The following is a 25,989-nucleotide window of genomic DNA, read 5'->3' as shown; positions in this document are numbered from 1 at the left end:
GGTGTCTCCAGTCGACGGAACGGGGGGACGCCCGGTCAGGGCGCAGTGAACAAGTCTACGACCTCGCGCGCCGCGGTGCCGACATCGGAGTTCACGATGCGGACGTCGAACTCGTCCTGGGCGGCGAGTTCGACCTTCGCCGTGTCGAGCCGGCGCGCCTGTTCCTCGGCGGACTCGGTGCCACGGCCGATCAGTCGTCGCACGAGTTCTTCCCACGAGGGCGGCAGCAGGAACACGAGCACCGCGTCCGGCATGGCGTCCCGGACCTGCCGGGCGCCCTGCAGGTCGATCTCGAGCATCACCTTGTCGCCGGCGTCGAGCGCACGGTCGATGGGCGGGCGGGGCGTGCCGTACCGGTACGAGTTGTGCACGGTCGCCCACTCGAGGAGTTCGCGGTCGCGGATCATCCGGTCGAACTCGGCGTCGTCCACGAAGTAGTAGTGCACGCCGTCGACCTCGCCCGGGCGCGGCTTGCGGGTCGTCGCCGAGACGCTGAGGTTGACGTCCGGGTACTGCTCGCGGATGTACGCGCTGACCGTGCCCTTGCCGACCGCGGTCGGTCCGGCGAGGACGACGAGCTTCGACGTGCCGCGCTTCCGGCCGCGCGCGGCGAGCCAGTCGGCGAGCTCCGACCGCTGCCGGGTGCCGAGACCGCCGAGTCGCTTCGAGGGTGCGATCCGCAGGTCGCCCATGATCGACTCGGCGCGGGCCGGCCCGATGCCGGGCAGGCTCGTCAGCAGGTCCCGCACGCGCAGGGACTTCTCGGCGGGGGCGTCCTGGTCCGACCACGCCGTCCGGGCGACCTCGAGTGCGGAACGGTCCTCGGCCGCCACCGCGGCCTTCACCGCGGCCCGGGCTCGCCGTGCGGCGACCGCAGCCGCAGCCGCTGCCACCCGGTCGACCTCGGGCGGGTTCCGGTGTGCGGGCACGCCGTCACGGTCGGCCGTCATGCGGCCTCCCCCAGCGCTGCGCGGATGCGCTCGGCGCGGTCGGACACGAGGGCGGCGACGCCGTCCGGACCGTCGGTGAGCAGACCGCGCGACTCGCTGACGAGCACCTGCTCGGCGCGGGCGCCGTACAGCGCGCGGAGGTCCTCGATGCGGGCGCCCTGGGCACCGAAGCCCGGTGCCAGGATCGGCGACGTGCCGATGGTGTCCGCGTCGATGCCGAAGTCGTCGAGTTCGAGGGTGGCGCCGAGCACGAGCCCGACGTCACCGAGGGGCTGGTCGCCGCCTCTCCGGTTGTCGTCTGCCACGTCCAAGACGATACCGGCAGCGACGCTGCGTCCCGTACGAGGGCCCTCGGCGAGCACCGCGGTCTGCAGCACGCGCGCCTCGGGGTTGCTCGTCGCGGCGAGCACGAAGACACCGGCCCCGTTCCGGCGCGCCACGTCGACCGTCCCGGCGAGGGAGCCGTAGCCGAGGTAGGGCGACACCGTCATGGCGTCGGCGGCGAAGGGTCCGTCGCGGTCCAGCCACGCGAGCGCGTAGTCGTCCCCCGTCGACCCGATGTCGCCGCGCTTCACGTCGGCGACGACCAGGAGGCCCGCATCGCGTGCCCGACGGATCGTCGCGTCGAGCGCACGGTAGCCCGCCACCCCCGCGGCCTCGAAGAACGCGATCTGCGGCTTGACCACCGCAGCGCGGCCGGCGGCCGCGTCGACCAGGGTCGCGCCGAAGGACGTCAGACCCTGCTCGTCGCGGCCGAACCCCCACGCCGCCAGGGTGGCGGCGTGGGGGTCGATGCCGACGCAGAGCGCGGAACGCGACCCGATGGCGGACGCGAGCCGGACGCCGAAGGAGGACGTGCCTCCCGTGCCGCCGTCGCTCACCAGGTGGCGCGCTCGAGCGCGTAGTCCTGCAGGCTCCGCACGCTGTGCGGCGACCCGATCGTCTCGATCGCCGCGACCGCGGCCCCGAGCTGCGCGATCGTCGTGAACAGCGGCTTGTCCGCCGCCACCGTCGCCGCACGGATCTCGTACCCGTCCGCACGACCGGCGGCACCCGACGGCGTGTTGATGACGATGTCGACCTCGTTCCGGGCCAGCAGGTCGACGACGCTCTCGCCGCCCTCGCTGTACTTGCCGACGAGCGTGACCTCGATGCCGTTGCGGCGGAGGATCTCGGCCGTGCCCTCGGTCGCCGTGATCGTGAAGCCGAGCTGCTGCAGCCGGTGCACCGGCAGCACGATGGCACGCTTGTCGGTGTCGGCGACGCTCACGAACACGGTGCCGCTCGTGGGCAGCCCGCCGTACGCGGCTTCCTGCGACTTGAGGAACGCGCGCGGGAAGTCGCGGTCGATGCCCATGACCTCGCCGGTGGAGCGCATCTCCGGGCTGAGCACGGAGTCGACGACCTGGCCGTCGTGGGTACGGAACCGGCGGAAGGGCAGCACGGCCTCCTTCACGGCGACCGGGGACTGGATCGGCACGAACGCGCCGTCACGAGCAGGCAGGAGCCCCTCGTCGACGAGGGTTTCGACCGTCGTGCCGGTCATGATCCGCGAAGCGGCCTTGGCCAGCGGGATGCCGAGCGCCTTCGAGACGAACGGGACGGTACGGCTGGCGCGCGGGTTCGCCTCGAGCACGTAGAGCACGCCCGCGCCGATGGCGAACTGCACGTTGAGCAGGCCCTGGACGCCGATGCCGCGGGCGATCTTGCCCGTCGCCTCGACGACCGCGGCGATCTCGGCACGACCGAGCCCGACCGGCGGCAGGGTGCAGGCGGAGTCACCGGAGTGGATGCCGGCCTCTTCGAGGTGCTCCATGATCCCGCCGATGTAGAGCCGCTCGCCGTCGAAGAGCGCGTCGACGTCGATCTCAACAGCGTCGTCCAAGAAGCGGTCGACCAGCAGCGGGAGCTCCGGGCCGATGATCGCCTGGTCGGCCATCCGGTCGAAGTAGTCCGCGAGCGACGGGGAGTCGTAGAGGATCTCCATGCCGCGGCCACCGAGCACGAAGGACGGGCGGACGAGGACGGGGTACCCGATCTCCTCGGCCACGGCGGTCGCGCTCGCGAGGTCGTGGGCGGTGCCGTTCCGCGGGGCGAGCAGACCGGCGGCGTCGAGGATGGCGGAGAACTGGCCGCGCTCCTCGGCGGAGTCGATCGCTGCGGGAGACGTGCCGAGGATGGGGATCCCCGCCGCCTCGAGCGGCTTCGCGAGTCCGAGTGCCGTCTGACCGCCGAGCTGCACGACGACGCCGACGAGCTCGCCGGAGGCAGCCTCGGCCTCGATGACCTCGAGGACGTCCTCGGTGGTGAGCGGCTCGAAGTACAGCCGGTCCGAGGTGTCGTAGTCGGTGGAGACCGTCTCCGGGTTGCAGTTGATCATGATCGTCTCGAACCCGGCGGCGCTCAGCGCGAAGGACGCGTGCACGCAGGAGTAGTCGAACTCGACACCTTGTCCGATGCGGTTCGGGCCGGAGCCGAGGATGACGACCTTCTTGCGGTCGCTCGCGGCGACCTCGGTCTCGGTGTCGTACGACGAGTAGTGGTACGGCGTGAGGGCCGGGAACTCGCCGGCGCAGGTGTCGACGGTCTTGAAGACCGGACGGATCCCGAGCGCGTGGCGGGCGTCGCGCGCCTCCTGCTCGGTGATCCCGCGCAGCGACGCGATCTGGGCGTCGCTGAAGCCGTGTTCCTTGGCCCACCGCAGCGTGTCGGCGTCGAGCGTCTCGGCCGCGCGCACCTCGTCCGCGACCTCGTTGATGAGCACGATCTGGTCGATGAACCACGGGTCGATCTTCGTGGCCTCGAACACCTCGTCCGCGGTGGCGCCGGCGACGAGGGCCTGCTGCACCGTGACGATGCGGCCGTCGGTCGGGATGGTCGACTCCTGCAGCAGCGCGTCCTTGTCGAGCTCGGCGGCCGGCGTGTCCCAGTGGAACGACGACCCGCGCTTCTCGAGGGAGCGGAGCGACTTCTGGAGCGCGGTCGCGTAGTTGCGGCCGATCGCCATCGCCTCGCCGACGCTCTTCATCGTCGTCGTCAGGGTCGCGTCGGCGGCCGGGAACTTCTCGAACGCGAAGCGCGGGGTCTTCACGACGACGTAGTCGAGCGTCGGCTCGAAGCTCGCCGGCGTGACGCGGGTGATGTCGTTCTCGATCTCGTCGAGGCGGTACCCGATGGCGAGCTTCGCGGCGATCTTCGCGATCGGGAAGCCGGTGGCCTTCGACGCCAGCGCCGACGAGCGGGAGACGCGCGGGTTCATCTCGATGACGATGACGCGGCCGTTCGACGGGTCGACGGCGAACTGGATGTTGCAGCCACCGGTGTCGACGCCGACGCGACGGATGATGTCGATGCCGATGTTCCGCATGTTCTGGTACTCGCGGTCGGTCAGCGTCAGGGCCGGGGCGACGGTGATCGAGTCACCGGTGTGGACACCCACCGGGTCGACGTTCTCGATCGAGCAGATCACGACCGTGTTGTCGTAGTTGTCCCGCATCAGCTCGAGCTCGTACTCCTTCCAGCCGAGGATCGACTCCTCGAGCAGGACCTCGGTCGTCGGGCTGGACTGCAGCCCGTCGCCGACGAAGCGGACGAGTTCTTCCTCGTTGTAGGCGAAGCCGGAGCCGAGGCCGCCCATGGTGAAGGACGGACGGACGACGAGCGGGTAGCCGAGGTCCTGCGCGTACTCCTTGGCCTCCTCCAGCGTGTGCGCGATGTGGCTGCGTGCCACGTCCGCGCCGGACTCGAGGACGAGCTCCTTGAAGAGCTGGCGGTCCTCGCCGCGCTGGATCGCGTCGACCTTGGCGCCGATGAGCTCCACCCCGTACTTGTCGAGGATGCCCTCGGCGTCGAGCTTGATCGCCGCGTTCAGGGCGGTCTGGCCACCGAGGGTCGGCAGCACGGCGTCCGGCTGCTCGATCTTGATGATCTCCTCCAGCGAGGCGCTCGTGATCGGCTCGATGTAGGTCGCGTCGGCGAAGTCCGGGTCGGTCATGATCGTCGCCGGGTTCGGGTTGACGAGGATCACGCGGACGCCCTCGGCGCGGAGGACGCGGCACGCCTGGGTGCCGGAGTAGTCGAACTCGGCAGCCTGCCCGATGACGATCGGGCCGGAGCCGATGACGAGGACGGAGTTGATGTCTGCGCGCTTCGGCATCAGTTGGCTTCCTTGGTGACGTCGGCTGCGGGGGTGGTGGCGGTGGCGGTCGCCGGGTCGAGCGGCTCGCCCGCGCGGCGTTCGCGCACCATGTCCGCGAACCGATCGAAGAGGTACATGGAGTCGTGCGGGCCGGCGGCGGCCTCGGGGTGGTACTGCACGCTGAACGCGGGCACGTCGAGCGCGCGGAGCCCCTCGACGACGTTGTCGTTCAAGGAGTAGTGCGAGACCTCGACCCGGCCGAACCCGGCCGGCGACTCGAGGACCTCGCCGAGGGGCGCGTCGACCGCGAAGCCGTGGTTCTGACTGGTGATCTCGACCTTGCCGGTGGCCGTGTCGAGCACGGGCTGGTTGATGCCGCGGTGGCCGAACGGCAGCTTGTAGGTGCCGAACCCGAGCGCGCGTCCGAGCAGCTGGTTGCCGAAGCAGATGCCGAAGAACGGGCGGCCGGTCTTCAGGCTGTCCTGCAGGAGCTCCACCTGCGCGTCGCTCGCCGCCGGGTCGCCGGGGCCGTTCGAGTAGAAGAGGGCGTCCGGGTCCAGTGCTTCGAGCGCCTCGGCCGTGATGTCCTGCGGCACGACGTGCACCTCGAAGCCGCGCTCGGCGAGGTACCGGGTCGTCGAGGCCTTCACGCCGAGGTCGAGCACCGCCAGGGTGCCGATCTGTTCGCCGACGGCCGGCACGACGTAGGTCTCGGGGGTGGAGACGACGGCCGAGAAGCTGGAGCCCGCCATGGTCGCCTGCGATCGCACGGCGTCGAGCTGCTCGGACTCCGACAGCGCCGCGTCGGCACCGCTGAAGACGCCGCCCTTCATCGCCCCGGCGTCGCGGATCCGTCGGGTGAGCGCGCGGGTGTCGATCCCGGAGATGCCGACGATGCCGTCGCGGACCAGGTGGTCGTCGAGCGTCGCGGTCGCACGGTGGTTCGACACGACCCGGCTGGGGTCGCGCACGACGTAGCCGGCCACCCAGATGCGACGGGACTCGGGGTCCTCGTCGTTGACGCCCGTGTTGCCGATGTGCGGCGCGGTCTGCACCACGATCTGCCCGGCGTACGAGGGGTCGGTGAGCGTCTCCTGGTAGCCGGTCATGCCGGTCGCGAAGACCACCTCGCCGAGCGTGCGCCCGCGGGCACCGTAGGCCCAGCCGTCGTACCGGGTGCCGTCCTCGAGGACCAGTACGGCCCGTTCGCGTGTCATCAGTTCGTCCCTTCGCCCGCGGTGTGCGGGTGTTCGTGCTTCGTCGACAGTCCCTGCAGGGCGACGAGCGCTGCTGCGTCGCCCTCCGGGAACCGGAAGTAGGTGTCGAGGTCCGTCGCACCTGCGGCGCCGGTCGCCGTCCATCGCAGACGGACCAGTCCCCCGGGTTCGACCACGCGGTCGATGGCCCACGTCGCGCGGTCGGCGCCGCGGACGGCGTCGGCTTCGATCCAGCGGTCCGGGGTGCCGGCGTGGTGGAGCACCACGCCGGTGTCGTGGACGGTCACGCCGCCGCGGCCCCGGAAGCCGAGACCGCCCGCGGTGATCCGCTCGAGCGGCTGGTCGGCGCGGGTCGTCGCGACGGTGAAGCCGTCCCAGGACCCGGCCGCCGGTCCGACTTCGGTCGGCACCGGGACGGGAGGCACGGATTCCGCCTGCTTCCTCGCCCGCGTCCGCCAGGTGCGTGCCATGGCGACGAACAACGCGACGACGAGGGCGAGGATGATCCCGCCTTCGACCCAGCGCAGTGCGTCACCGCTCATGCCGTCGCCTCCGTCCGCGCGGCGCGCGCGTGTCCCGCGACCGTCTCGGCGTCGACGAGCTCCCCCGCCAGGAGCGTCGGGTACCCGTGGTGGAAGGTCGCGACGACGCGGCCGGGGAGCCGCATGCCGAGGTACGGCGAGTTCTGCGACTGTCCGGCGAGGTCGGCGACGGAGAACTCGCGGACGGCCGACGGGTCGTACAGGGTGATCTCGGCCGGGGCGCCCTCGGCGATCCGCTGCCCGTGGCCCTCGACCTGGCCGATCCGCGCCGGCGCCTCGGAGAGCACACGGGCGACGTCGGCCCAGTCGAGCTGGCCGGAGTCGACCACCGCCGCCTGCACGACGCTCAGGGCGGACTCCAGCCCGACCATGCCGTTCGCGGCGGCCGGCCACTCGCAGCACTTCGCCTCGGCGGTGTGCGGGGCGTGGTCCGTCGCGACGATGTCGATCGTGCCGTCGGCCAGGGCGGCACGGAGCGCGTCGACGTCCTCGCGGGAACGCAGCGGCGGGTTGACCTTGTACCGGGCGTCGTAGCCGGGGGCGCCGTCGTGCCCGGCGATGAGGTCCTCGGTCAGGACCAGGTGGTGGGGCGTGACCTCGGCGGTGACGTCGATGCCCCGGGACTTGGCCCAGCGGATCACCTCGACGCTGCCGGCGGTCGACACGTGGCACACGTGCAGGCGGGCACCGACGTGGTCGGCGAGCAGCACGTCACGCGCGATGATCGCCTCTTCCGCGACCGCCGGCCAGCCCGCGAGCCCGAGCTCCGAGGACAGCCGGCCCTCGTTCATCTGCGCGCCGATCGTCAGGCGCGGCTCCTGCGCGTGCTGTGCGAGCACGCCGCCGAACCCCTTGATGTACTCGAGCGCGCGGCGCATCAGGAGCGGGTCGGAGACGCACGAACCGTCGTCCGAGAAGACCCGGACCCTCGCCCGGCTCGTCGCCATCGCGCCGATCTCGGACAGGTGCGTGCCCTGCAGTCCCTGCGAGACCGCGCCGATCGGGCGGACGGTGACGTAGCCGGCGTCGTCACCGAGCGCCTGGACCTGCTCGACCACGCCGGCGGTGTCCGCGACCGGCGACGAGTTCGCCATCGCGTTGACGGCGGTGAAGCCGCCGGCGGCCGCCGCGCGCGAGCCGGTGAGGACCGTCTCCGACTCCTCGAAGCCGGGCTCCCGCAGGTGGGTGTGGAGGTCCACGAGGCCGGGCAGGGCGATCAGACCGTCCGCGTCGACGACCGTGGCGCCGGCCGCGTCGAGACCGGACCCGACCGCGGTGACGCGCCGCGCCTCCAGTCGGATGTCGGCACGCGTGCCGTCGACCAGCTGCGCGCCGCGGATGAGGTGGGCGGTCATGCGACGGTCTCCTTCGTTGCTGCGGTCGCTTCGGCCCCGGTCAGGGCCAGGTAGAGCACGGCCATCCGGACCGACACGCCGTTCTCGACCTGCTCGACGACCGTCGAGCGGGGGTCGTCGGCGGCGACGCCGGCGATCTCGAGCCCGCGGTTCATCGGTCCGGGGTGCATGATCAGCGTGCGCTCGTCGAGCCGGGCGAACCGGCTCGCCGTGAGCCCCCAGTGCCGGGTGTACTCGCGCGGGTTCGGGAAGAACGCGTCGTTCATCCGCTCCTGCTGGATCCGGAGCGTCATCACGACGTCCGGGTCCTCGGCGAGGGCGACGTCGAGGTCGTGGTGCACCGCGGCACCGAACGGCGTGTCCCCGACGGGGAGCAGCGTCGGCGGCGCGGCGAACGTGACGGTCGCGCCGAGCGTCCGGAGGAGCCAGGCGTTGCTCCGCGCGACCCGGCTGTGCAGGACGTCGCCGACGATGAGCACCCGGACACCGTCGAGACCCTGGCCGCGGCTGCCCGCGCCGTGCAGGCGTCGACGCATCGTGAACGCGTCGAGCAGCGCCTGCGTGGGGTGCTCGTGCGTGCCGTCACCGGCGTTGACCACCGGGACGTCGATCCAGTCGGCGTCGGCGAGGACCCGCGGCGCGCCGGACGCGCCGTGCCGCATGACGATGCCGTCGATGCCCATCGCGCCGAGCGTCTGCACGGTGTCCTTCAGGGACTCGCCCTTGGAGACGCTCGAGCCCTTCGCGGCGAAGTTGAGGACGTCGGCGGAGAGGCGCTTCGCGGCCGCCTCGAACGAGATCCGGGTGCGCGTCGAGTCCTCGAAGAAGAGGTTCACGACGGTCTTGCCGCGCAGGGCGGGGAGCTTGCGGACCTCGCGCGTGTTGACCTCGGCCATCTCCTCGGCGACGTCGAGGATGTGGATCGCCTCGGCGCGGGAGAGGTCGGCGGTGGAGAGCAGGTGCTTCACGCTGCACCCCCGTCGCGCTGCGTCCCGGTCTGCGTCCCGGCCTGCGCCTCGGGCTGCTCGATGACGACCTCGTCGCTGCCGTCGGTCTCGGTGAGGCGGAGCGTGACGCGCTCGTCGGACGCCGTCGGCAGGTTCTTGCCGACGTGGTCCGCACGGATCGGCAGCTCGCGGTGGCCCCGGTCGACCAGCACGGCCAGCCGGACCGCCCGCGGCCGTCCGATGCCCTGGAGCGCGTCGAGCGCCGCCCGGACCGTGCGGCCGGAGTACAGGACGTCGTCGACGAGGACGACGACCTTGCCGTCGATGCCGCCCGCCGGGATGGTCGTCCGGTGCGGCGCGCGACCGATGCCGTGACCGAGGTCGTCGCGGTGCATCGTGACGTCGAGCGTGCCGACGCGGTGCGAGCGGGCTGCGTCCGCGCCGGGCACTGCCGGTGCGCTCGTCCACTCGGGTTCGATGTCCGCCAGGATGCGGTCGAGCCGCTCGGCCAGGACGGCACCCCGCGTCGGGATGCCCAGGAGCACGAGGTCCGAGGCGCCGTGGTTGGCCTCGAGGATCTCGTGCGCGATGCGTGTCAGAGCACGCGTGATGTCGGGGTGCTGCAGGACCGTTCTGGTGCCCACGCCGACCTCCTTCCCCGCCTCACCGGACGGCATTAAAGGATGCTGACGTGGTCAACCCTACCGGGACTCCTGGTCCTCTGCGACCGTCCGACCGGACGGTCCAGCGGTGACGCCGTTCGTCTTCTCGCCGGGGGCCCGGCCGCCTGCGACCGCGCCGAGCACGCCGTTGACGAACCCGGCGGACTCCTCCGTCGAGAGCGACTGGGCGAGCTCGACCGCCTCGGCGATGGCGACCGCGTCGGGGACATCGGGGTTGAACCGGAGCTCCCAGACGCCCATGCGCAGGATGCAGCGGTCGAGCACCGGCATCCGGGCGATCGACCACCCTTGGGCGTGCTCGACGATCACGGCGTCGATCTCGGCGCGCGCGTCGTCGACGCCCGTGACGATCTGGCGTGCGTAGTCCCAGCTGGAGGCACGCTCCGGCTGGTCGAGGTGCCGCACCGTCTCGGTCGCGAGGACGTCCGCGATCGGGAGCTCACGCACCTCGGCCACGTACAGCATGTCGAGGGCGCGCTTGCGGGCCTTCGAACGAGCACTCATACGGCGGTCGCCTAGGAGTTGACGCGGCCGAGGAAGCTGCCGTCGCGCGTGTCGATCTTCACCGTGGTGCCGCTCTCGAGGTACAGCGGGACCTGGATGCGGTGGCCGGTCGCGATGATCGTCGCGTCCTTCGTGCCACCGGACGAGCGGTCGCCCTGCAGGCCGGGCTCGGTCTCGACCTCGGTCACGATCGACGTCGGGAGCTCGATGTAGAGCGGGTTGCCCTCGTTCATCGCGATGGTGACCATGGCGGACTCGAGCAGGTAGTTCTTCGCGTCGCCCACGACCGTCGCCGAGACCGGGATCTGGTCGTAGGTGTCGGTGTCCATGAACACGTAGGAGTCGCCGTCCTCGTAGAGGAACTGGTAGTCGCGACGGTCGACGGTCGCGGTGTCGATCTTCGCGCCCGCGTTGAAGGTGCGGTCGACGACCTTGCCCGACACGACGTTCTTGAGCTTGGTGCGGACGAACGCGCCGCCCTTGCCCGGCTTGACGTGCTGGAACTCGACGACCGACCAGAGCTGCCCGTCGATGATGAGAACGGCGCCGTTCTTGATGTCAGTGGTACTGGCCATGAGTCTTCGATGTCCCGTTCGATCGTGTTGTGAAGGTCTGCGGACCGCGCTGGGTCCCGGACGAGTGTAGCGGACGGGCCGTGGGACGCCCGCGCGCTGCGCCCGCGCCCGCACCTGCGCCCGCGCACTGCGTCTGAGCCTGCGCCTGCGCCTGCGCCTGCGCTCACTCTCGTCGTCGCGCGCGGATCGCGTCGACCGCTGCCCAGACGAGCAGCACCACCGCCGCGCCCCCGAGCAGCGCCCCCGCCACCCCGGTGGAGATGACGGCGGTAGGGCGGGCGGGCAGCGCGAGGTACACGATCGCCAGGACACCGGCTCCGGCGCCGAGCAGCACGAGCAGCACCCGCCGGACCAGCCCGTTCAGCGTCCGACGGTCGCGCCGGTCCGCGAACAGCCGGATGTTGACCGACAGCTTCCCGGTCTCGATCGCCTCGCCGATCCGGTCCACCCGTCGGGGCAGCCGACGCGCGGCCGTCACCGCGCCGAACAGCTCGCGGACCGCGACGTCCCGGAGCTTGCCAGGTCGCAGCTGGTCGCGGATCTGCTCCGAGGCGAGCCCGCGCGACTCCTCGAGCAGGTCGAACGAGGGCGCGAGCGTGCGGAGCGTCCCCTCGAAGATCGCGAGGGCGCGAGCCGCGGCGACGAAGTCCGGCGGCGCCTTCAACCGGTACCGTCCGAACACCGCCACGGCGTCGTCCACCGTCTCGACGCCGATCCGGGCCCCGGGCCCGAGCTCGTCCGCGACGAAGCGCGCGATGTCCCGACGGAAGTCCGGTTCGTCCTGCACGTCGCGGACCGGCGCCATCCGGAGCACCGCGTCGGCGATCCGCGAGGTGTCGTCCTGGATGTACGCGGCCAGCAGCTCCTGCACGATGTCCCGGAGTCCGGGGTCGAGGCGGCCCACCGAGCCGAAGTCGATGAGCGCCGGCCGGCCGTCGGGCAGCAGCAGGACGTTCCCGGGGTGGAGGTCGCCGTGGTAGATCCCGTCGAACACCACCTGTCGGAGGAACGCGCGCAGGATCGCCCGCATCGGCTGGTCGAGGTCGCGGTCGCTCCGCTCGGCCCGGACCGCACTGAGGGTGTCCCCCTCGAGGAACTCCATCACGAGCACGCGTCGGCCGGAGAGCTCCGGGTACGGGTCCGGGAAGCGCACTTCGTCCGGACGTGCACTGCGCCGCTGTGCGGCCCGCAGTGCCTCGAGGTTGCGGAGCTCCGACCGGAAGTCGACCTGCCGCACGAGGTCGTCGGCGTACTGCTGGGCCACGTCCTGCACGCCGACCTGGCGCGCCTCGACCGACCAGCGCGCCATGAAGCGCACGACGCGGAGCGCGATGTCGACGTCGCGCCGCACGGCCTGGTCGATGCCCGGCCGCTGCACCTTGACGGCGACGCTCGTGCCGTCGGTGAGTCGGGCGCGGTGCACCTGCGCGATCGACGCCGCGGCCACCGGGGCCGGGTCGAACGCGGCGAAGACCTCGTCGACCGGAGCACCGAGTTCGCGTTCGAGCAGCGCCGCGACCTCATCGGCGGGCGCCGGGGACACGTTCCGCTGCAGGTGCGCGAGCCCCTCGGTCCACTCCTCGGGCAGCAGGTCGTCGCGCGTGGAGAGGAGCTGCCCCATCTTCACGAACCCACCGCCGGCCTCCTCGAGCGCACGACGGAGGTGTTCGGCCTGGCTGCGACGAAGCTCCGAGGTCGTCGGGTCGTGCGAGAAGTCCAGGCGACGGAACGGGACGAGGCCGTGCCGGCGCGCGATCGAGAGCAGCTCGGTGAACCGGCGGGCGCGGGCACGGAGGGACCCGGGGTCGGTCTCGTCCGGAGTGGACAGGTCGCTCAGGCGTGGCGGGGTGGGCACCTCTCCAGTCTGCTCCCCCGCCCTGCGTGGTCCCTTCCTCCACAGCCTGGAGGCGCTGGTCGCCGTCCACAGCTCAGCCGAGCCCCGTCGTCCGGGCGCCTCCACTGCGTCAGGCTCGGGACATGGAGACAGCACTCGTGACGGCGCTCATCGCCGCTGCCGCGGCGATCGTGGCCGCGGTGGTGAGCTGGTTCGGCGCGTTCCAGAACAGTCGGACGACGGATCGCGACCACGCATGGCGGCGGCTCACCTGGGCCGTCCGGCGCGCCGAGACACAGTCGGAGTACGACATTTCGAGAACTGTGCTCAAGCGGCTGATGAACGTACGGTGGGCGCCGAAGCCAGACAGGAACCTCGCTCGACGGGCGCTTCGGCGACACCGGTTCGAGCGCGTCCGTGACCGAGAACCGGAGGCCGACTGATGCCACTCCTTCGCCCCTTGCCCGACGCACCGCGGTTCAAGATGGACGGCACCGAAGAGGACGACGCGATCCTCGATGCCTGGGTGGACGGCGCCACCCTCGCCGAGTGGTACGAAGTGGAACGGACCGGCGTCGTCACCGTGTCGATGCGGGTGAAGTGGTGGTGGCGCCGGACCCGCCGCGTCCTTCGCTGAGCTAGACGCCGACCTCTTGGTAGGCGGTGAAGAGCAGGTGGTCTTCGGGCCCCTCGAGCGTGATCGGCTTGCCGACACCGTCGAGGATGATGAACCGGAGCATGCCGGCGCGGGCCTTCTTGTCACGACGCATCGTGGCGAGGAGTCCCTCCCAGCGGCCGATGCCGTACGTCGTCGGCAACTCGAGGGACTCGAGGATCGCGCGGTGACGGTCCACTGTGGCGTCGTCGAGGTGTCCGGTGAGCCGCGCGAGCTCGGCTGCGAACACCATGCCGACCGCGACGGCTGCCCCGTGCCGCCACTGGTACCGCTCGGCGTGCTCGATGGCGTGCCCGAGGGTGTGCCCGTAGTTGAGGATCTCGCGGCGGCCCTGCTCGGTGAAGTCGTCCGAGACGACCTGGGCCTTGAGCTCGATCGCCAGTTCGACGACGCGGCGGAACTCCGGTGTGCTCGGGTCGGTGACACGGTCGACGTCGGCCTCGATGACGTCGAGGATCTCGGGGACGGCGATGAAGCCGGCCTTCACGATCTCGGCGAAGCCGGTGAGGATCTCGTTGCGGGGCAGCGTGGCGACGAGGTCGATGTCGGCGACGACCGCGCGTGGCGGGTAGAAGGCGCCGACGAGGTTCTTGCCCTCGTTCGTGTTGATGCCGGTCTTGCCGCCGACGCTCGCGTCCACCATGCCGAGCACGCTCGTCGGGATCGCGACGTACGGCACCCCGCGCAGCCAGGTCGCCGCGACGAACCCGGCGAGGTCGGTGACCGCGCCCCCGCCGAGGCCGATCACCGCGTCCGTGCGGGTGAAGTCGGACTGCCCCATGATCTGCCAGCAGAACGCGGCGACCTCGACGCGCTTCGCTCCCTCGGCGTCCGGGACCTCGGCGATGAGGGCCTCGAGACCGGCGTCGACGAGCAGGTCGCGCAGCGCGTTCGCCCGGGCGCCGAGCGTCGGGGCGTGCACGATGAGGACCTTGGCCACGCGGGGGCCGAGGAGCGCCGGCACCGAGCCGAGCAGGCCGTTCCCGACGGCCACGACGTAGCCGTCCTCGCCGCCGACGCGGATCTCGGTGGTGCCCTCGGGGAGGACGGACTGGGTCGGGTCGGTCACGCTGTTCCTTCGCTGGTCGGTGTGTCGGTGCTGTCCTGCCGGTCGCCGTCGCGCAGCCATGCCACGACGTCGTCGACGACGTGCGACATCGGCCGGCGCGAGGTGTCGAACACCGCGTGTGCGAGCTCGGCGTAGGTCGCCGCCCGCTCGTCCGCGATCGTCTGCCAGGCGTCGAGGCCGCCGTTCGCCAGCAGCGGCCGGTCGCTCCCCGCGATCCGGGCCGCGACGGCCTCGGGCGAGACGGTCAGCAGGACGATGCGCGCGCCGACCATGGCCTCGCGCGTGGCCGGGTGGGTGACGGCGCCGCCACCGACGGCGATCACGCCCCCGGTCGACAACGCTGCCCGGACCGCCGTGGCCTCGAGTTCACGGAACGCGGGCTCGCCGCGATCGGCGAAGATCCCGGGGATCGGACCGTGTTCGCGGGCGATCACCCGGTCGGTGTCGGTGAACGGCATGCCCAGCGCCTTCGCGACGCGCTTGCCGACGCTCGACTTGCCGGCGCCCATCGGTCCGATGATGACGACGGGTGCCGCGGGACGGACCGACGGTGACGCCGCCGGCCCGGGTGCGTGGGTCACCAGGCCGTGGAGTGCTCGGCGGCCTCGGTGCGGCGGGTGCGCAGCGTCTCCGGGATCGACGCGAGGTAGGCGTCGAGGTTCCGCTTCGTCTCGACGACGTTGTCGCCCCCGAACTTCTCGAGCACCGCGTCGGCGAGGACGAGCGCGACCATGGCCTCGGCCACGACGCCGGCGGCCGGGACGGCGCACACGTCGGAGCGCTGGTGGTGCGCCGAGGCGTCTTCACCCGTGGTGACGTCGATGGTGTGCAGTGCGTGCGGGACCGTCGCGATCGGCTTCATGCCGGCACGGACGCGCAGGACCGTCCCCGTGGACATGCCGCCCTCGGTGCCACCGGCGCGGTCGGAGGTGCGGTAGATCTCGCCGTCCTCGCGGAAGAGCTCGTCGTGCGCCTCGGACCCGCGGCGGGCAGCGGTCGCGAAGCCGTCGCCGACCTCGACGCCCTTGATCGCCTGGATGCCCATGATCGCCGCGGCGAGGCGGGCGTCGAGCCGGCGGTCCCACTGCACGTGCGATCCGAGCCCGGGCGGGACGCCGTAGAACAGCACCTCCACCACGCCGCCGAGGGTGTCGCCGTCCTTCTTCGCGGCTTCGACCTCCGTCACCATGCGGGCGGAGGTCTCGGCGTCGAAGCACCGCAGCTGGTCCTCGTCGAGGCGGTCGACGTCGTCCGGCAGCGGCAGCGCGGTGCCGTCCGGGACGCGGACGGTCCCGACCTGCAGCGTGTGCGCGACCGAGCGGATGCCGAGCTCAGCCAGGAAGGACTTCGCGACGGCACCGAGTGCGACACGGGCCGCGGTCTCGCGGGCGCTCGCGCGCTCGAGGATCGGACGGGCCTCGTCGAAGCCGTACTTCTGCATGCCGACGAGGTCGGCGTGGCCCGGGCGCGGACGCGTGAGCGGTGCGCTCCGACCACGCGAGAGGTCGGTCTGCTCGACGGGCTCGGGGTTCATGACCTCGACCCACTTCGGCCACTCGGTGTTGCCGATGCGGATCGCGATCGGGCTGCCGAGCGAGTAGCCGTGCCGGACGCCACCCGAGACGTGGAGCTCGTCCTGCTCGAACTTCATGCGGGAACCGCGGCCGTAGCCGAGCTTGCGTCGCGCGAGATCGGTACGGATGGACTCGAACGACACCGGGACACCCGCGGGCAGGCCCTCGAGCATCGCGATCAGTTCGGGTCCGTGGGACTCACCAGCAGTCAACCAACGAAGCATGGTGTCCATCTTCCCACAGCCTGGGTGCCGTGCGACGCCGCCGGACTACTGGTAGTCGGGGTGTGCCCGGAGCCACGCCTGGAACTGGTCCACGGCGACGAGGTGCTGCGCGTAGGTGTCGGAGAACACCGTCTCGCCGGTCTCGAGGTTCACCGTCACGAAGTACAGCCACTTCCCCTGCGCCATGTTCGTGACCGCCTTGATCGCGACGTCACCGGGGTTCGAGATCGGTGCCGGCGGCAGACCGTCGTGCACGTAGGTGTTGTACTTGTTCGACGCGTCCTTCCGTTCGGCGTCGGTGGTCGTCACCCGGTGGGTGTTGCCCGTGCCGTAGGCGACCGTCGCGTCGGACTGCAGCGGCATGTCGATGTCGAGCCGGTTCTGGAACACCCGCGCGACCTTCGGGTAGTCGGCGGCGAGGCCGGCTTCCTTCTGCACGAGCGAGGCGAAGACGATGACGTGCTCCTGGTCGGCCTCGGCGACGCCCGCCGCCGAGAGGTGCTCCTTCATCGTGTCGACCATCGACTTGAAGTACTGCGTCGCGCTCCACCCCGGGTTGATCGGGTAGGTCGCCGGGAACAGCCAGCCCTCGAGCGTGGTCACGTTCGACGGCAGGTCGTAGGCGGACAGGTCCTTCGCAGCCGCGGAGACCTCGGCGGCGGACAGACCGGCCTTCGAGACCATGCCGGCCTCGATGTCCTTGAGCGCCGTGCCCTCGGGGATCACGATGGAGGCCTGGACGCGGTTGTCCTTGTCCTGCAGCGCCGCGAGGGCCGCCTTGGAGCTCATCTTCTTCTTGAGCGAGTACGACCCCGGCTGGAACTGGACGTCCGGCGAGGCGAGTAGGAGCTTGTAGAAGACCTTCGAGTCCTTCACGACACCACTGCGCTGCAGGGTCGCGGCGACGTTCTCACCGATGTCGCCCTGCTTGATGGTGATCGTCACCGTGCTGGTGCCGTTGCCCGAGTAGTCGTCGGGCTCCTGGGCGCCGCTGATCGCGGCCAGGACCTGCTGCACCTTCGGGGCCGCGAACGAGTACGCGGAGACCCCGACCGCGAGGACCACCGCGACGATCACGATGCCCGCGATGAGCGGGCCACGACGTCGCTTCGGACGCGGCTCACGCGGACCGCGTGGCGCCCGGGAGGCACCCCCACGTCCGCCGCGACCGCCGCGTCCACCGTCTCCCGCGCCTCCTGGGCCGTGGCCGGGCTGGGCAGGACCGCCTGCGCCCGCACCCGCGGCGCGCGCGTCGTCGTCGACGCGGAGTTCGCCGGTCAGGAGCGCGTGCACGTCCGGGTGCAGCTCGTCGGGCGACGACGCGACCGGTGCTGTCGCGGGACGGTCGTCCGTGCCCGTCACCTCGGCATCGGCGCGTGCCCGCGCGGTCTCGGCCGCACGCGCTTCGCGCCGGGACATCGGTCGACCGGTACCGACCGGAGCGCCGGAGGTCTCGCCCGCGTCACCGCGTGCGTCGGGGTTCTCCGCACGGTCGGAAGTCGTCTTCCGCCGCTCGGCGTCGTTGCCGGGCGCGATGATCGCGTTCCAGTCCAGGTCGTCTGCCAACGGTCCTCGGGTCTCTCGGTCGGGAACTCCGCCTGGGCTACTGTGCTGGGCGACGGTGTGGCAGCCGCGTGCAGGCGGGCACTGCTGGGGTGCCCGCTGTCAGGGGAGCGTGGCCCCGGGAGGGGCACTGGCCGCACGCTCGTGGTCGAGCGCGTGTTGCAGAATGATAACAGCGGCCGCTTGGTCGATCACGGCGCGGGACTTCTTCGTGTTCTTGCCGGCCTGGTGCAGCCCGCGCTGGGCCGTCACGGTCGAGAGTCGTTCGTCGACGAGCCGCACCGGACGGTGCTCCGCCAGACGGCCGGCGAACTCCCGGGCGTCCGCCGTGGACGGGGTGTCCCCGCCCGACATCGACAGTGGGAGCCCGACGACGATCTCGAGCACGTCGTACTCGTCCGCGATCTCGACGATCCGCCGGACGTCCGTGGTGTCGTCACGGGCGACGGTCTCGACGGGCGTCGCGAGGAGCCCGTCGCGGTCGCACACCGCGACCCCGATCCGGGCCCGGCCGACGTCGACGCCGAGCCGGCGCCCGGAACGGATCGCCACGGTCAGGCCGCGAGCCGGTCGGTGACCGCACGGAGGGCCGCCGGGAGCGCCGATGCGTCGGTGCCACCGCCCTGCGCGAGGTCCGGCTTGCCGCCGCCGCCACCGCCGAGGACACCGGCGGCCTCCTTCGCGAGCGGGCCTGCCTGCACCCCCGCGGCGCGGGCGGCGTCGTTCGTCGCGACGATGACCACCGGCTTGTCGTTGATGACCGCACCGAGGACCACCACGGCCGCGCCGTCGCCGAGCTGGCTCCGGACACCGGTCGCGAGCGCCCGGAGGTCGTCCCCGGACTGCAGACCCTGGACGGACTCCGCCACGACGGTGGTCGCGCCCACCGTCGTCGCCTGGCGGGCGATCGCCGGGACGCGCTGCTGCAGGTTGGCGGACTCGAACTCGGCGACGCGCTTCTGTGCCGTCCGCAGGTCCTCCATCAGGGACTGCACGCGGGACGGCAGGTCTTCGCGCGGAGCCTTGAGCGCGCTCGACAGCTGCGACACGATGGTGCGCTCGACGGCGAGGTCGCGGAAGCCCTCGAGGCCGACGAGCGCCTCGACGCGACGGTTGGTCGATCCGACGCTCGACTCCCCCACCAGGTTCACGAGCCCGACCTGGGCACTGGACGCCACGTGCGTGCCACCGCAGAGCTCGCGGGACCAGGGGCCGCCGATGTCCACCATGCGGACCTCGGACCCGTACTTCTCACCGAACAGTGCCTGCGCGCCGAGGGACTTGGCCTCGTCGAGCGGCAGCACGCGCGTCGAGACCTCGAGGTCGGAGCGGATCGCGTTGTTCACGACCTCTTCGATCTCGGAGCGGGTCTCGAGCGAGACGGGCTGCGACCACGAGAAGTCGAGGCGCATGTAGCCGGACTTGTTGTACGACCCGGCCTGCAGTGCCTCGGGACCGAGGATGTCGCGCAGTGCGGCGTTGACGAGGTGCGTCGCGGAGTGCGCCTGCGTCGCGCCACGGCGGTACTCGGCGTCGACGACGGTCGTCGCCGGTGCGCCGACACCGACCTCGCCCGAGCGCACCTGGACGGTGTGGCTCCACAGTCCCGCGACCGGGCGCTGGACGTCGAGCACCTCGAGGTCGAAGCCGTTGCCGACGATCGAGCCCTGGTCGGCGTCCTGACCGCCGGACTCGGCGTAGAGGGAGGTCTCGCCGAGGATGACCTCGGCGATGTCCCCCACGACGGCGCGGTCGACGCTGACCCCACCCACGATGATGCCGAGGACGGACGTCTCGGCCTCGAGCGCGTCGTAGCCGAGGAAGACGGTCTCGCCCTTCGCCCGGAACGCGCTGTAGACGCTGAGGTCGGCGAGCGCGGTCTTCTTGCTCTTGGCGTCCGCCTTCGCCCGGGCCCGCTGCTCGGACATCAGGGTCTCGAACGCGGACCGATCGACCTGGACACCTGCCTCTTCCGCCATCTCCATCGTCAGGTCGATGGGGAAGCCGAAGGTGTCGTGCAGGAGGAACGCCGTGTCCCCACCGATCGCGGGTGCGCCGTCCTGCTTCGCGCGCTCGACCGCGACGTCGAGGATCGTCGTGCCCTGCGCGAGCGTGCGGAGGAAGGTCTCCTCTTCCGCGTAGGCGATGCGCGCGATGCGGTCGTAGTCGGTGCCGACCTCGGGGTAGGCGTCGCGCATGGCGTCGCGGGACGCAGGGAAGAGCCGGGGGAAGGTCGCACCCTCGACGCCGAGCAGTCGCATCGCGCGCACGGTGCGGCGCAGCAGACGGCGCAGGATGTAGCCGCGGCCCTCGTTCGACGGGGAGACGCCGTCGGCGATGAGCATCAGCGCCGACCGGACGTGGTCCGCGATGACGCGCATGCGGACGTCGTCCTCGTGCACGGCACCGTAGCGACGACCGGAGATCGCCGCCGCTTCGTCGAGGACCGGGCGGACCTGGTCGATCTCGTACATGTTGTCGACGCCCTGCTTGATGAAGGCGACGCGTTCGAGGCCCATCCCGGTGTCGATGTTCTTGTTCGGCAGCTCGCCCGTGATCTCGAAGTCGTACTTCGAGCGGACGTCGGCGATCTGGTACTGCATGAACACGAGGTTCCAGATCTCGACGTACCGGTCGTCGTCGGTCGCCGGGCCGCCGTCGATCCCGTACTCGGGACCGCGGTCGAAGAAGATCTCCGAACAGGGGCCCGCCGGACCCGGCTGCCCGGTCGACCAGTAGTTGGTGTCCTTGCCGAGCCGCTGGATGCGGTCGTCGGGCAGCGACGAGTGCTGCTTCCAGAACGCGATCGCCTCGTCGTCGTCCTCGTACACGGTGACCCAGAGGTCGTCGGGCGAGAAACCGAGCCCACCGTCCGTCTCGGGCGTCGTCAGGAACTGCCAGGCGTACTCGATCGCCTGCTCCTTGAAGTAGTCCCCGAACGAGAAGTTGCCGTTCATCTGGAAGAACGTGCCGTGGCGTGGGGTCTTGCCGACCTCTTCGATGTCGTTCGTCCGGATGCACTTCTGGACGCTCGTGGCGCGGGGGTACGGCGCGGGGACGAGCCCGGTCAGGTACGGGATGAACGGCACCATGCCGGCGACCGTGAACAGCAGCGAGGGGTCGTCCGAGACGAGCGAGGCGGACGGGACGACGGTGTGCCCGCGGTCACCGAAGAACTGGAGCCAACGGCGGCGGATCTCTGCGGTCTGCATGGTGCTTCCTGGTTTCAGGTCGTGTGCGTGGGAGGGTCGTCGGTCGGACGTCGGTCAGACGTCGGTGCGGAGCTCGGCTTCGCGAGAGCGGTAGCCCTCGGCGACGGCACCACGGAAGGCTTCGGCGCGAGCGTTCACGTCGGCGAAGAACCGCGCGCCACCGGGGGTGTTCGCGACCTTGTGCGCGACGGCGAACCCGATGACGACGCCGACGGCGACGAAGAACAGCTGCTTCACGGTGCCTCTCCCTCTCGTGCACGCGAGCGGTGCGTGCCCAGACGATCTTAGCGACGACACCGGGCACCGACGCCGAACGGCGGGCCGTCCTGTGCAAGGACGACCCGCCGTTCGGGTGTGATCAGTGGATCAGCGAGCTGCGTAGTACTCGACGACGAGCTGCACTTCACAGGTCACGGGGACCTCGGCGCGCTTCGGACGACGGACCAGGCGGGCCTGGAGCTTGTCGATCTCGACCTCGAGGTAGCCCGGGACCTTCGGCAGGACTTCCTGGTGCCCACCGGCGGCGGCGACCTGGAACGGCTCGAGGGACTCGGAGCGCTGCTTCACGTGGATGAGCTGCCCCTCCTTCACGCGGAAGGACGGACGGTCGACGAGCTTGCCGTCGACGAGGATGTGACGGTGCACGATCAGCTGACGGGCCTGCGCGGTGGTGCGGGCGAAGCCGGCACGGAGCACGAGGGCGTCGAGGCGCTGCTCGAGGAGCTCGACCAGGTTCTCACCGGTCAGGCCCTTCGTCTTGCGGGCCTCTTCGAAGACGATGCGGAGCTGCTTCTCGCGGATGCCGTACTGGGCGCGCAGACGCTGCTTCTCACGGAGACGGACGGCGTAGTCGCTGTCCGCACGACGGCGGGTGCGGCCGTGCTCACCGGGGCCGTAGGGGCGCTTCTCGAGGTAACGGGCCGCCTTCGGCGTCAGCGGGATGCCGAGCGCGCGCGAGAGGCGGGTCTTGCTGCGGGTACGTGACTTGGTAGACACAGGGTCCTTTTCTCTGTCTGAACTGAATGACTCACCGGAGACCGGGCACGCGAGTGCCACTCGTCCCGATGACGGGATCCAGAGGGATGAGCCTGTGGGATCGGACGGCTACAGTCCGAACCTCTGCCCCCGTACCACCGGAGTGGCACTCTGTCCTCGACGCAGCCGTGCTCGAGGACCAGGACGTAGGCCCGGCAATGGTAGCAGGAACTCGGTGCGGCCACTACTCGCCGCGGGTGATCTTCCGGAGTCGCTCGAGTCGCGGCCCGACCTCGCGCTCGTAGCCGTTCGCCGTGGGGGTGTAGTACTCGGTGCCCTCGAGCGCATCGGGCAGGTACTGCTGCTCGGCGACACCGTGCTCGGCATCGTGGGAGTACACGTAGCCCTTGCCGTGGCCGAGCCGCTTCGCCCCGGGGTAGTGGGCGTCGCGGAGGTGCATCGGCACGACGCCGAGCCGCCCGGCCTTGACGTCGGCGATCGCGGCATTCACCCCGTTGTAGGCGGCGTTCGACTTCGGCGCGGTCGCGAGGTAGACCACTGCCTCGGCCAGGGGGATCCGGCCCTCGGGCATGCCGATGAGCTGGACGGCCTGCGCCGCGGCGACGGCGATGGGCAGGGCCTGCGGGTCGGCCATGCCGATGTCCTCGGACGCCGAGATGATGATGCGCCGGGCGATGAACCGCGGGTCTTCCCCCGCCTCGATCATGCGCGCCAGGTAGTGCAGTGCGGCGTCGACGTCGCTCCCCCGGACCGACTTGATGAACGCGCTGATGACGTCGTAGTGCTCGTCGCCCTGACGGTCGTAGCGGAGCAGTGCCCGGTCGACTGCTGCCGCGACGGTGTCGGCGTCGACGACCGGGACGGTGTCGACACCGTCGAGGGTGCCGTCGGCGTCGTCGTCGTGGGCGGCGACGGCCGAGGACGCCGCGGCCTCGAGTGCGGTCAGTGCCCGACGGGCGTCACCGGAGGAGAGCCGCACGATGGCGCTGCGGGCTTCGTCCCCGAGTACGACCGATCCGCCGAGGCCACGAGGATCCTCGACCGCGCGGTCGACGAGCATGCCGAGGTCCTCGTCGGTGAGGGGCTTGAGCGTGAGCAGCAGGGATCGGGACAGCAGCGGGGAGATCACCGAGAAGGACGGGTTCTCGGTCGTCGCCGCGATGAGGATGACCCAACCGTTCTCGACCCCGGGCAGCAGGGCGTCCTGCTGCGCCTTGCTGAAGCGGTGGATCTCGTCGAGGAACAGGACCGTGGTCGAACCGTAGAGGTCGCGGTGCGTGAGCGCCTTCTCCATGACCTCGCGCACGTCCTTCACGCCGGCGGTGACGGCCGAGAGCTCGACGAACTCGCGACCGGACTGCCGCGCGATCGCCTGCGCCAGGGTCGTCTTGCCGGTGCCGGGTGGTCCCCACAGGATCACCGAGACACCACCCGGGTTCTCGCGCGTACCCGTCGCGAGCTGCACGAGGGGGCTGCCACGGCCGAGCAGGTGCTGCTGGCCGGCGACCTCGTCGAGGCTCGTCGGCCGCATCCGCACCGCGAGCGGGACGGAGCCCTGCGCCAGTCCTGTGCGACCGCCGGTGGTGGGCGCACGCATGCCCGAACGGTCCGCTGCCATGTGACCAATCGTAGGCCGACCCACTGACAGGGGCGCGCCTCCAGGCCCCGGACAGGGCGGCTTACAGTACGCTCGTCGCACACTCGACGAGAGGTACGACCAGCACCGTGGCACCGAAGAACCAGGCGCGTGACAACCGGGAGGCGCGCGAGCGTCTCCGCCTCTACACGGCACGGCAGGGCCTGCACGAACGGCAGCGGCGGCGGCGGATCCGGGACAACGTCGTCGGCGCGGGTGTCCTCGTCCTCGTCGCCGCGCTCGCGACCGGTTCCCAGCTCGCCTTCGCCGGTTCGCAGGGCAGCGATGCCGATGCGAGCGCGAGCTCCTCCGCGACCGCGACGCCGACCCCGTCCGCGAGTGCCAGCGCGTCCAACACGGGTGACGTCCCGAGCAAGTCCATCGCGAAGGACGCGACCTGGAAGGGGACGCTGACCCTCAACAAGGACGTCACGCTCGGCATCGAGCTCGACGGGAAGAAGGCGCCACAGGCCGCGAGCGTGGAGATCAAGCTCATCCAGGAGCAGTTCTACAACGGCACGACCTGCCACCGGCTCGCCGACAGCACCGGGTTCAAGTTCCTGCAGTGCGGCTCGGCGAACGGTGACGGCACGGGCGACGCCGGGTTCCAGTACGGCCCGCTCGAGAACGTCCCGAGCGACGGGGAGTACGCCGAGGGCACCATCGCGATCGCCCGCGGCTCGTCGGCGTACTCGCAGACCACGCAGTTCTTCATCGTCTACGGCGACACCACGCTCGACGGCTCGACCGGCGGGTACACCGTCGTCGGCAAGGTCACCAGCGGCCTCGACGACCTCGAGTCGAAGATCACCTCGAAGGGCATCTCCTCCCCCGGTGACGACGGCACGGGCGAGCCGAAGGTGGCGACCACGATCACCGGCGCGACGATCGAGCAGGAGAAGTAGTCCACAGGCGCGCCGACCCGGCGGGTCGCAGATGCGCTCCGTGCAATAGGCTGACGACCTGACCGTGCCGACGGCGACGTCGGTGATGCACGACCACGATCGAGGCGAGACCTGTGGGACCTGACGAAGCAACGACCTGGGGCCGGGTCGACGAGAACGGGACGGTGTACGTCCGGTACGAGGACACCGAGAAAGCCGTCGGTGAGTACCCGGACGCGAGCCCCGAAGAAGCCCTCGCCTACTTCGCGCGGAAGTACGCCGATCTCGAGGGACAGGTGAAGATCGCCGAGCAGCGCGTGCAGCGTGGTGCCTCGGCGAACGACGTCGCCCGCACGGTCGAGCACCTGCAGACCCTCGTGGCCGAAGCCCGGGTCGTCGGCGACCTCAAGTCGCTCGAGACCCGCGTCGGCGCCCTGACCGAGCAGCTCGGCTCCCTGACGAAGGAACAGGCGGAGCAGGCCCAGCAGGCCCTCGCGGACGCCCTGGCACACCGGACCGCCCTGGTCGAGGAAGCCGAGGCACTCGCGGCGGTCGACCCGGCACGAGCGCAGTGGAAGCAGATCACCGCGCAGCTCGACGACGTCTTCGCCCGGTGGCAGCAGCACCAGCACGACGGCCCGCGCATCCCCAAGAACGAGGCGAACGAGCTCTGGAAGCGTTTCCGCGCGGCCCGCTCGACCGTCGACCAGCACCGTCGGGCGTTCTACTCCGAGCTCGACGCCCAGCACCGCGACGCCCGCAACCGCAAGCAGGAACTCGTAGAGCGGGCCGAGGCGCTCGCACCCCGCGGGTCCGACGCGATCCCGGCGTACCGCGAACTGCTCGACGACTGGAAGGCCGCGGGCCGAGCGGGCAAGCGCCACGACGACGCGCTCTGGGCACGGTTCAAGGCCGCCGGTGACGTGCTGTTCGAACAGCGCCACGCCGAGGCCGCTGCCGAGAACGTCGAGTACTCGGCCAACCTCGAGGCGAAGCAGGCCCTGCTGACCGAGGCCGAGCCACTGCTGCAGGTCACCGACCGGGCCGCCGCGCGCAAGACCCTGACGGGCATCCAGCGCCGGTGGGACGAGATCGGCAAGGTCCCCCGCGGCGACGTCCGGCGCATCGAAGACCGTCTGCGCGCCGTCGAGGACCACGTGCGCAGCCTCGAGGACGAGCACTGGAAGGCGTCCGACCCGGAGCGCAAGGCTCGCCAGACCGGGCTCGCGAGCCAGCTCGAGGACGCGATCGGCAAGCTCGAGGCGGAGCTCGCCGATGCCCGGGCCTCGGGCGACGCGCGCAAGATCAAGGACGCGCAAGAGGCGCTCGACGCGCGCAAGATCTGGCTCGACGCACTCGGCGGCTGACGGAACCGGACGACGAAGCCCCCGCGACCGATCGGTCGCGGGG

At 71.1% G+C, this 25,989-nt stretch carries 24 protein-coding genes; 4 read left to right on the top strand and 20 right to left on the bottom strand.

What is annotated here, in order from left to right; genetic code table 11:
* Positions 1–35: 35 nt before the first annotated feature.
* The 11 genes from gmk to Q7F20_RS04335 all read right to left on the bottom strand — a co-directional run bounded on the left by gmk (position 36) and on the right by Q7F20_RS04335 (position 12,766).
* Positions 36–950 carry a guanylate kinase gene (gene gmk / locus Q7F20_RS04385; protein ID WP_305738888.1) on the bottom strand — a complete coding sequence of 305 codons (915 nt, stop codon included), beginning with the start codon at positions 948–950 and terminating at the stop codon, positions 36–38.
* Positions 947–1,831 carry an orotidine-5'-phosphate decarboxylase gene (gene pyrF / locus Q7F20_RS04380; protein WP_305738887.1) on the bottom strand — a complete coding sequence of 295 codons (885 nt, stop codon included), beginning with the start codon at positions 1,829–1,831 and terminating at the stop codon, positions 947–949. Before pyrF ends, gmk begins: the two co-directional genes overlap by 4 nt.
* The gene (gene carB, locus Q7F20_RS04375; protein ID WP_305738886.1) at positions 1,828–5,106 is read right to left on the bottom strand and encodes a carbamoyl-phosphate synthase large subunit; all 3,279 of its coding nucleotides are present in this window, start codon (positions 5,104–5,106) and stop codon (positions 1,828–1,830) included. The genes pyrF and carB overlap by 4 nt, the downstream gene beginning before the upstream one ends.
* Entirely contained in the window at positions 5,106–6,305 is a 1,200-nt protein-coding gene (carA, locus tag Q7F20_RS04370; RefSeq protein ID WP_305738885.1) for a glutamine-hydrolyzing carbamoyl-phosphate synthase small subunit, read from the bottom strand. The genes carB and carA overlap by 1 nt, the downstream gene beginning before the upstream one ends.
* Positions 6,305–6,847: a hypothetical protein gene (locus Q7F20_RS04365; RefSeq protein WP_305738884.1), complete on the bottom strand. Its 543-nt coding sequence runs from the start codon at positions 6,845–6,847 to the stop codon at positions 6,305–6,307. Before Q7F20_RS04365 ends, carA begins: the two co-directional genes overlap by 1 nt.
* Positions 6,844–8,202 (bottom strand): dihydroorotase, encoded by a 1,359-nt coding sequence (locus Q7F20_RS04360; RefSeq protein WP_305738883.1) that lies wholly within the window; start codon positions 8,200–8,202, stop codon positions 6,844–6,846. The genes Q7F20_RS04365 and Q7F20_RS04360 overlap by 4 nt, the downstream gene beginning before the upstream one ends.
* Positions 8,199–9,170: an aspartate carbamoyltransferase catalytic subunit gene (locus tag Q7F20_RS04355; protein ID WP_305738882.1), complete on the bottom strand. Its 972-nt coding sequence runs from the start codon at positions 9,168–9,170 to the stop codon at positions 8,199–8,201. The genes Q7F20_RS04360 and Q7F20_RS04355 overlap by 4 nt, the downstream gene beginning before the upstream one ends.
* On the bottom strand, positions 9,167–9,826 hold the full coding sequence (pyrR, locus tag Q7F20_RS04350; protein ID WP_370871615.1) for a bifunctional pyr operon transcriptional regulator/uracil phosphoribosyltransferase PyrR: 660 nt from the start codon (positions 9,824–9,826) through the stop codon (positions 9,167–9,169). The genes Q7F20_RS04355 and pyrR overlap by 4 nt, the downstream gene beginning before the upstream one ends.
* Positions 9,827–9,850: 24 nt before the next feature.
* Complete coding sequence (gene nusB, locus Q7F20_RS04345) at positions 9,851–10,336, bottom strand: transcription antitermination factor NusB (RefSeq protein ID WP_305738880.1); 486 nt, start codon at positions 10,334–10,336, stop codon at positions 9,851–9,853.
* 11 nt (positions 10,337–10,347) lie between these two features.
* Complete coding sequence (gene efp / locus Q7F20_RS04340) at positions 10,348–10,911, bottom strand: elongation factor P (RefSeq protein WP_305738879.1); 564 nt, start codon at positions 10,909–10,911, stop codon at positions 10,348–10,350.
* 163 nt (positions 10,912–11,074) lie between these two features.
* Entirely contained in the window at positions 11,075–12,766 is a 1,692-nt protein-coding gene (locus Q7F20_RS04335) for an AarF/ABC1/UbiB kinase family protein (RefSeq protein WP_305738878.1), read from the bottom strand.
* Positions 12,767–12,903: 137 nt separating this feature from the next.
* Between Q7F20_RS04335 and Q7F20_RS04330 the strand changes: the two genes are divergently transcribed.
* Positions 12,904–13,188, top strand: a complete 285-nt coding sequence (locus Q7F20_RS04330) for a hypothetical protein (protein ID WP_305738877.1) — start codon at positions 12,904–12,906, stop codon at positions 13,186–13,188.
* Between the two features lie 17 nt (positions 13,189–13,205).
* A complete protein-coding gene (locus Q7F20_RS04325; protein WP_305738876.1) occupies positions 13,206–13,382 on the top strand; it encodes a hypothetical protein in 177 nt (58 codons plus the stop codon).
* A gap of 1 nt (position 13,383) precedes the next feature.
* On the opposite strand, the gene aroB is transcribed toward Q7F20_RS04325, so the two are convergent.
* From aroB to Q7F20_RS04280, 9 genes are all read right to left on the bottom strand, one after another.
* The gene (gene aroB / locus Q7F20_RS04320) at positions 13,384–14,490 is read right to left on the bottom strand and encodes a 3-dehydroquinate synthase (RefSeq protein WP_305738875.1); all 1,107 of its coding nucleotides are present in this window, start codon (positions 14,488–14,490) and stop codon (positions 13,384–13,386) included.
* Positions 14,487–14,999, bottom strand: a complete 513-nt coding sequence (locus tag Q7F20_RS04315; protein WP_305738908.1) for a shikimate kinase — start codon at positions 14,997–14,999, stop codon at positions 14,487–14,489. Before Q7F20_RS04315 ends, aroB begins: the two co-directional genes overlap by 4 nt.
* 68 nt (positions 15,000–15,067) lie before the next feature.
* A complete protein-coding gene (gene aroC, locus Q7F20_RS04310; protein ID WP_305738907.1) occupies positions 15,068–16,288 on the bottom strand; it encodes a chorismate synthase in 1,221 nt (406 codons plus the stop codon).
* Positions 16,289–16,333: 45 nt separating this feature from the next.
* On the bottom strand, positions 16,334–17,854 hold the full coding sequence (mltG, locus tag Q7F20_RS04305; protein ID WP_305738874.1) for an endolytic transglycosylase MltG: 1,521 nt from the start codon (positions 17,852–17,854) through the stop codon (positions 16,334–16,336).
* Positions 17,855–17,953: 99 nt separating this feature from the next.
* Complete coding sequence (ruvX, locus tag Q7F20_RS04300) at positions 17,954–18,397, bottom strand: Holliday junction resolvase RuvX (RefSeq protein ID WP_305738906.1); 444 nt, start codon at positions 18,395–18,397, stop codon at positions 17,954–17,956.
* A gap of 8 nt (positions 18,398–18,405) precedes the next feature.
* On the bottom strand, positions 18,406–21,063 hold the full coding sequence (gene alaS / locus Q7F20_RS04295; RefSeq protein WP_305738873.1) for an alanine--tRNA ligase: 2,658 nt from the start codon (positions 21,061–21,063) through the stop codon (positions 18,406–18,408).
* 54 nt (positions 21,064–21,117) lie between these two features.
* Entirely contained in the window at positions 21,118–21,300 is a 183-nt protein-coding gene (locus Q7F20_RS04290; RefSeq protein WP_070416260.1) for a hypothetical protein, read from the bottom strand.
* Between the two features lie 129 nt (positions 21,301–21,429).
* A complete protein-coding gene (gene rpsD / locus Q7F20_RS04285; RefSeq protein WP_058726527.1) occupies positions 21,430–22,059 on the bottom strand; it encodes a 30S ribosomal protein S4 in 630 nt (209 codons plus the stop codon).
* A 223-nt stretch (positions 22,060–22,282) separates the two neighbouring features.
* Positions 22,283–23,677 (bottom strand): replication-associated recombination protein A, encoded by a 1,395-nt coding sequence (locus tag Q7F20_RS04280; protein WP_370871614.1) that lies wholly within the window; start codon positions 23,675–23,677, stop codon positions 22,283–22,285.
* Between the two features lie 107 nt (positions 23,678–23,784).
* On the opposite strand from Q7F20_RS04280, the gene Q7F20_RS04275 reads away from it, so the two are divergent.
* Positions 23,785–24,600, top strand: a complete 816-nt coding sequence (locus tag Q7F20_RS04275) for a peptidylprolyl isomerase (protein ID WP_305738872.1) — start codon at positions 23,785–23,787, stop codon at positions 24,598–24,600.
* A 113-nt stretch (positions 24,601–24,713) separates the two neighbouring features.
* Positions 24,714–25,946: a DUF349 domain-containing protein gene (locus Q7F20_RS04270; RefSeq protein WP_305738871.1), complete on the top strand. Its 1,233-nt coding sequence runs from the start codon at positions 24,714–24,716 to the stop codon at positions 25,944–25,946.
* Positions 25,947–25,989: the final 43 nt, after the last annotated feature.

Source organism: Curtobacterium sp. A7_M15 (genome assembly GCF_030705415.1).
Classification (GTDB): Bacteria; Actinomycetota; Actinomycetes; order Actinomycetales; family Microbacteriaceae; genus Curtobacterium.
This window is presented reverse-complemented; position numbering and strand designations above follow the sequence as displayed.

Excerpts from the sequence above, each read along its gene's own strand:
- carB (WP_305738886.1), bottom strand. The coding sequence starts at position 5,106 with ATGCCGAAGCGCGCAGACATCAACTCCGTCCTCGTCATCGGCTCCGGC.
- aroC (WP_305738907.1), bottom strand. The coding sequence starts at position 16,288 with ATGCTTCGTTGGTTGACTGCTGGTGAGTCCCACGGACCCGAACTGATC.
- nusB (WP_305738880.1), bottom strand. The coding sequence starts at position 10,336 with ATGAGTGCTCGTTCGAAGGCCCGCAAGCGCGCCCTCGACATGCTGTAC.
- Q7F20_RS04365 (WP_305738884.1), bottom strand. The coding sequence starts at position 6,847 with ATGAGCGGTGACGCACTGCGCTGGGTCGAAGGCGGGATCATCCTCGCC.
- alaS (WP_305738873.1), bottom strand. The coding sequence starts at position 21,063 with ATGCAGACCGCAGAGATCCGCCGCCGTTGGCTCCAGTTCTTCGGTGAC.
- gmk (WP_305738888.1), bottom strand. The coding sequence starts at position 950 with ATGACGGCCGACCGTGACGGCGTGCCCGCACACCGGAACCCGCCCGAG.
- carA (WP_305738885.1), bottom strand. The coding sequence starts at position 6,305 with ATGACACGCGAACGGGCCGTACTGGTCCTCGAGGACGGCACCCGGTAC.
- efp (WP_305738879.1), bottom strand. The coding sequence starts at position 10,911 with ATGGCCAGTACCACTGACATCAAGAACGGCGCCGTTCTCATCATCGAC.
- Q7F20_RS04360 (WP_305738883.1), bottom strand. The coding sequence starts at position 8,202 with ATGACCGCCCACCTCATCCGCGGCGCGCAGCTGGTCGACGGCACGCGT.
- Q7F20_RS04280 (WP_370871614.1), bottom strand. The coding sequence starts at position 23,677 with ATGGCAGCGGACCGTTCGGGCATGCGTGCGCCCACCACCGGCGGTCGC.
- Q7F20_RS04315 (WP_305738908.1), bottom strand. The coding sequence starts at position 14,999 with ATGGGCGCCGGCAAGTCGAGCGTCGGCAAGCGCGTCGCGAAGGCGCTG.
- pyrR (WP_370871615.1), bottom strand. The coding sequence starts at position 9,826 with ATGCCGTCCGGTGAGGCGGGGAAGGAGGTCGGCGTGGGCACCAGAACG.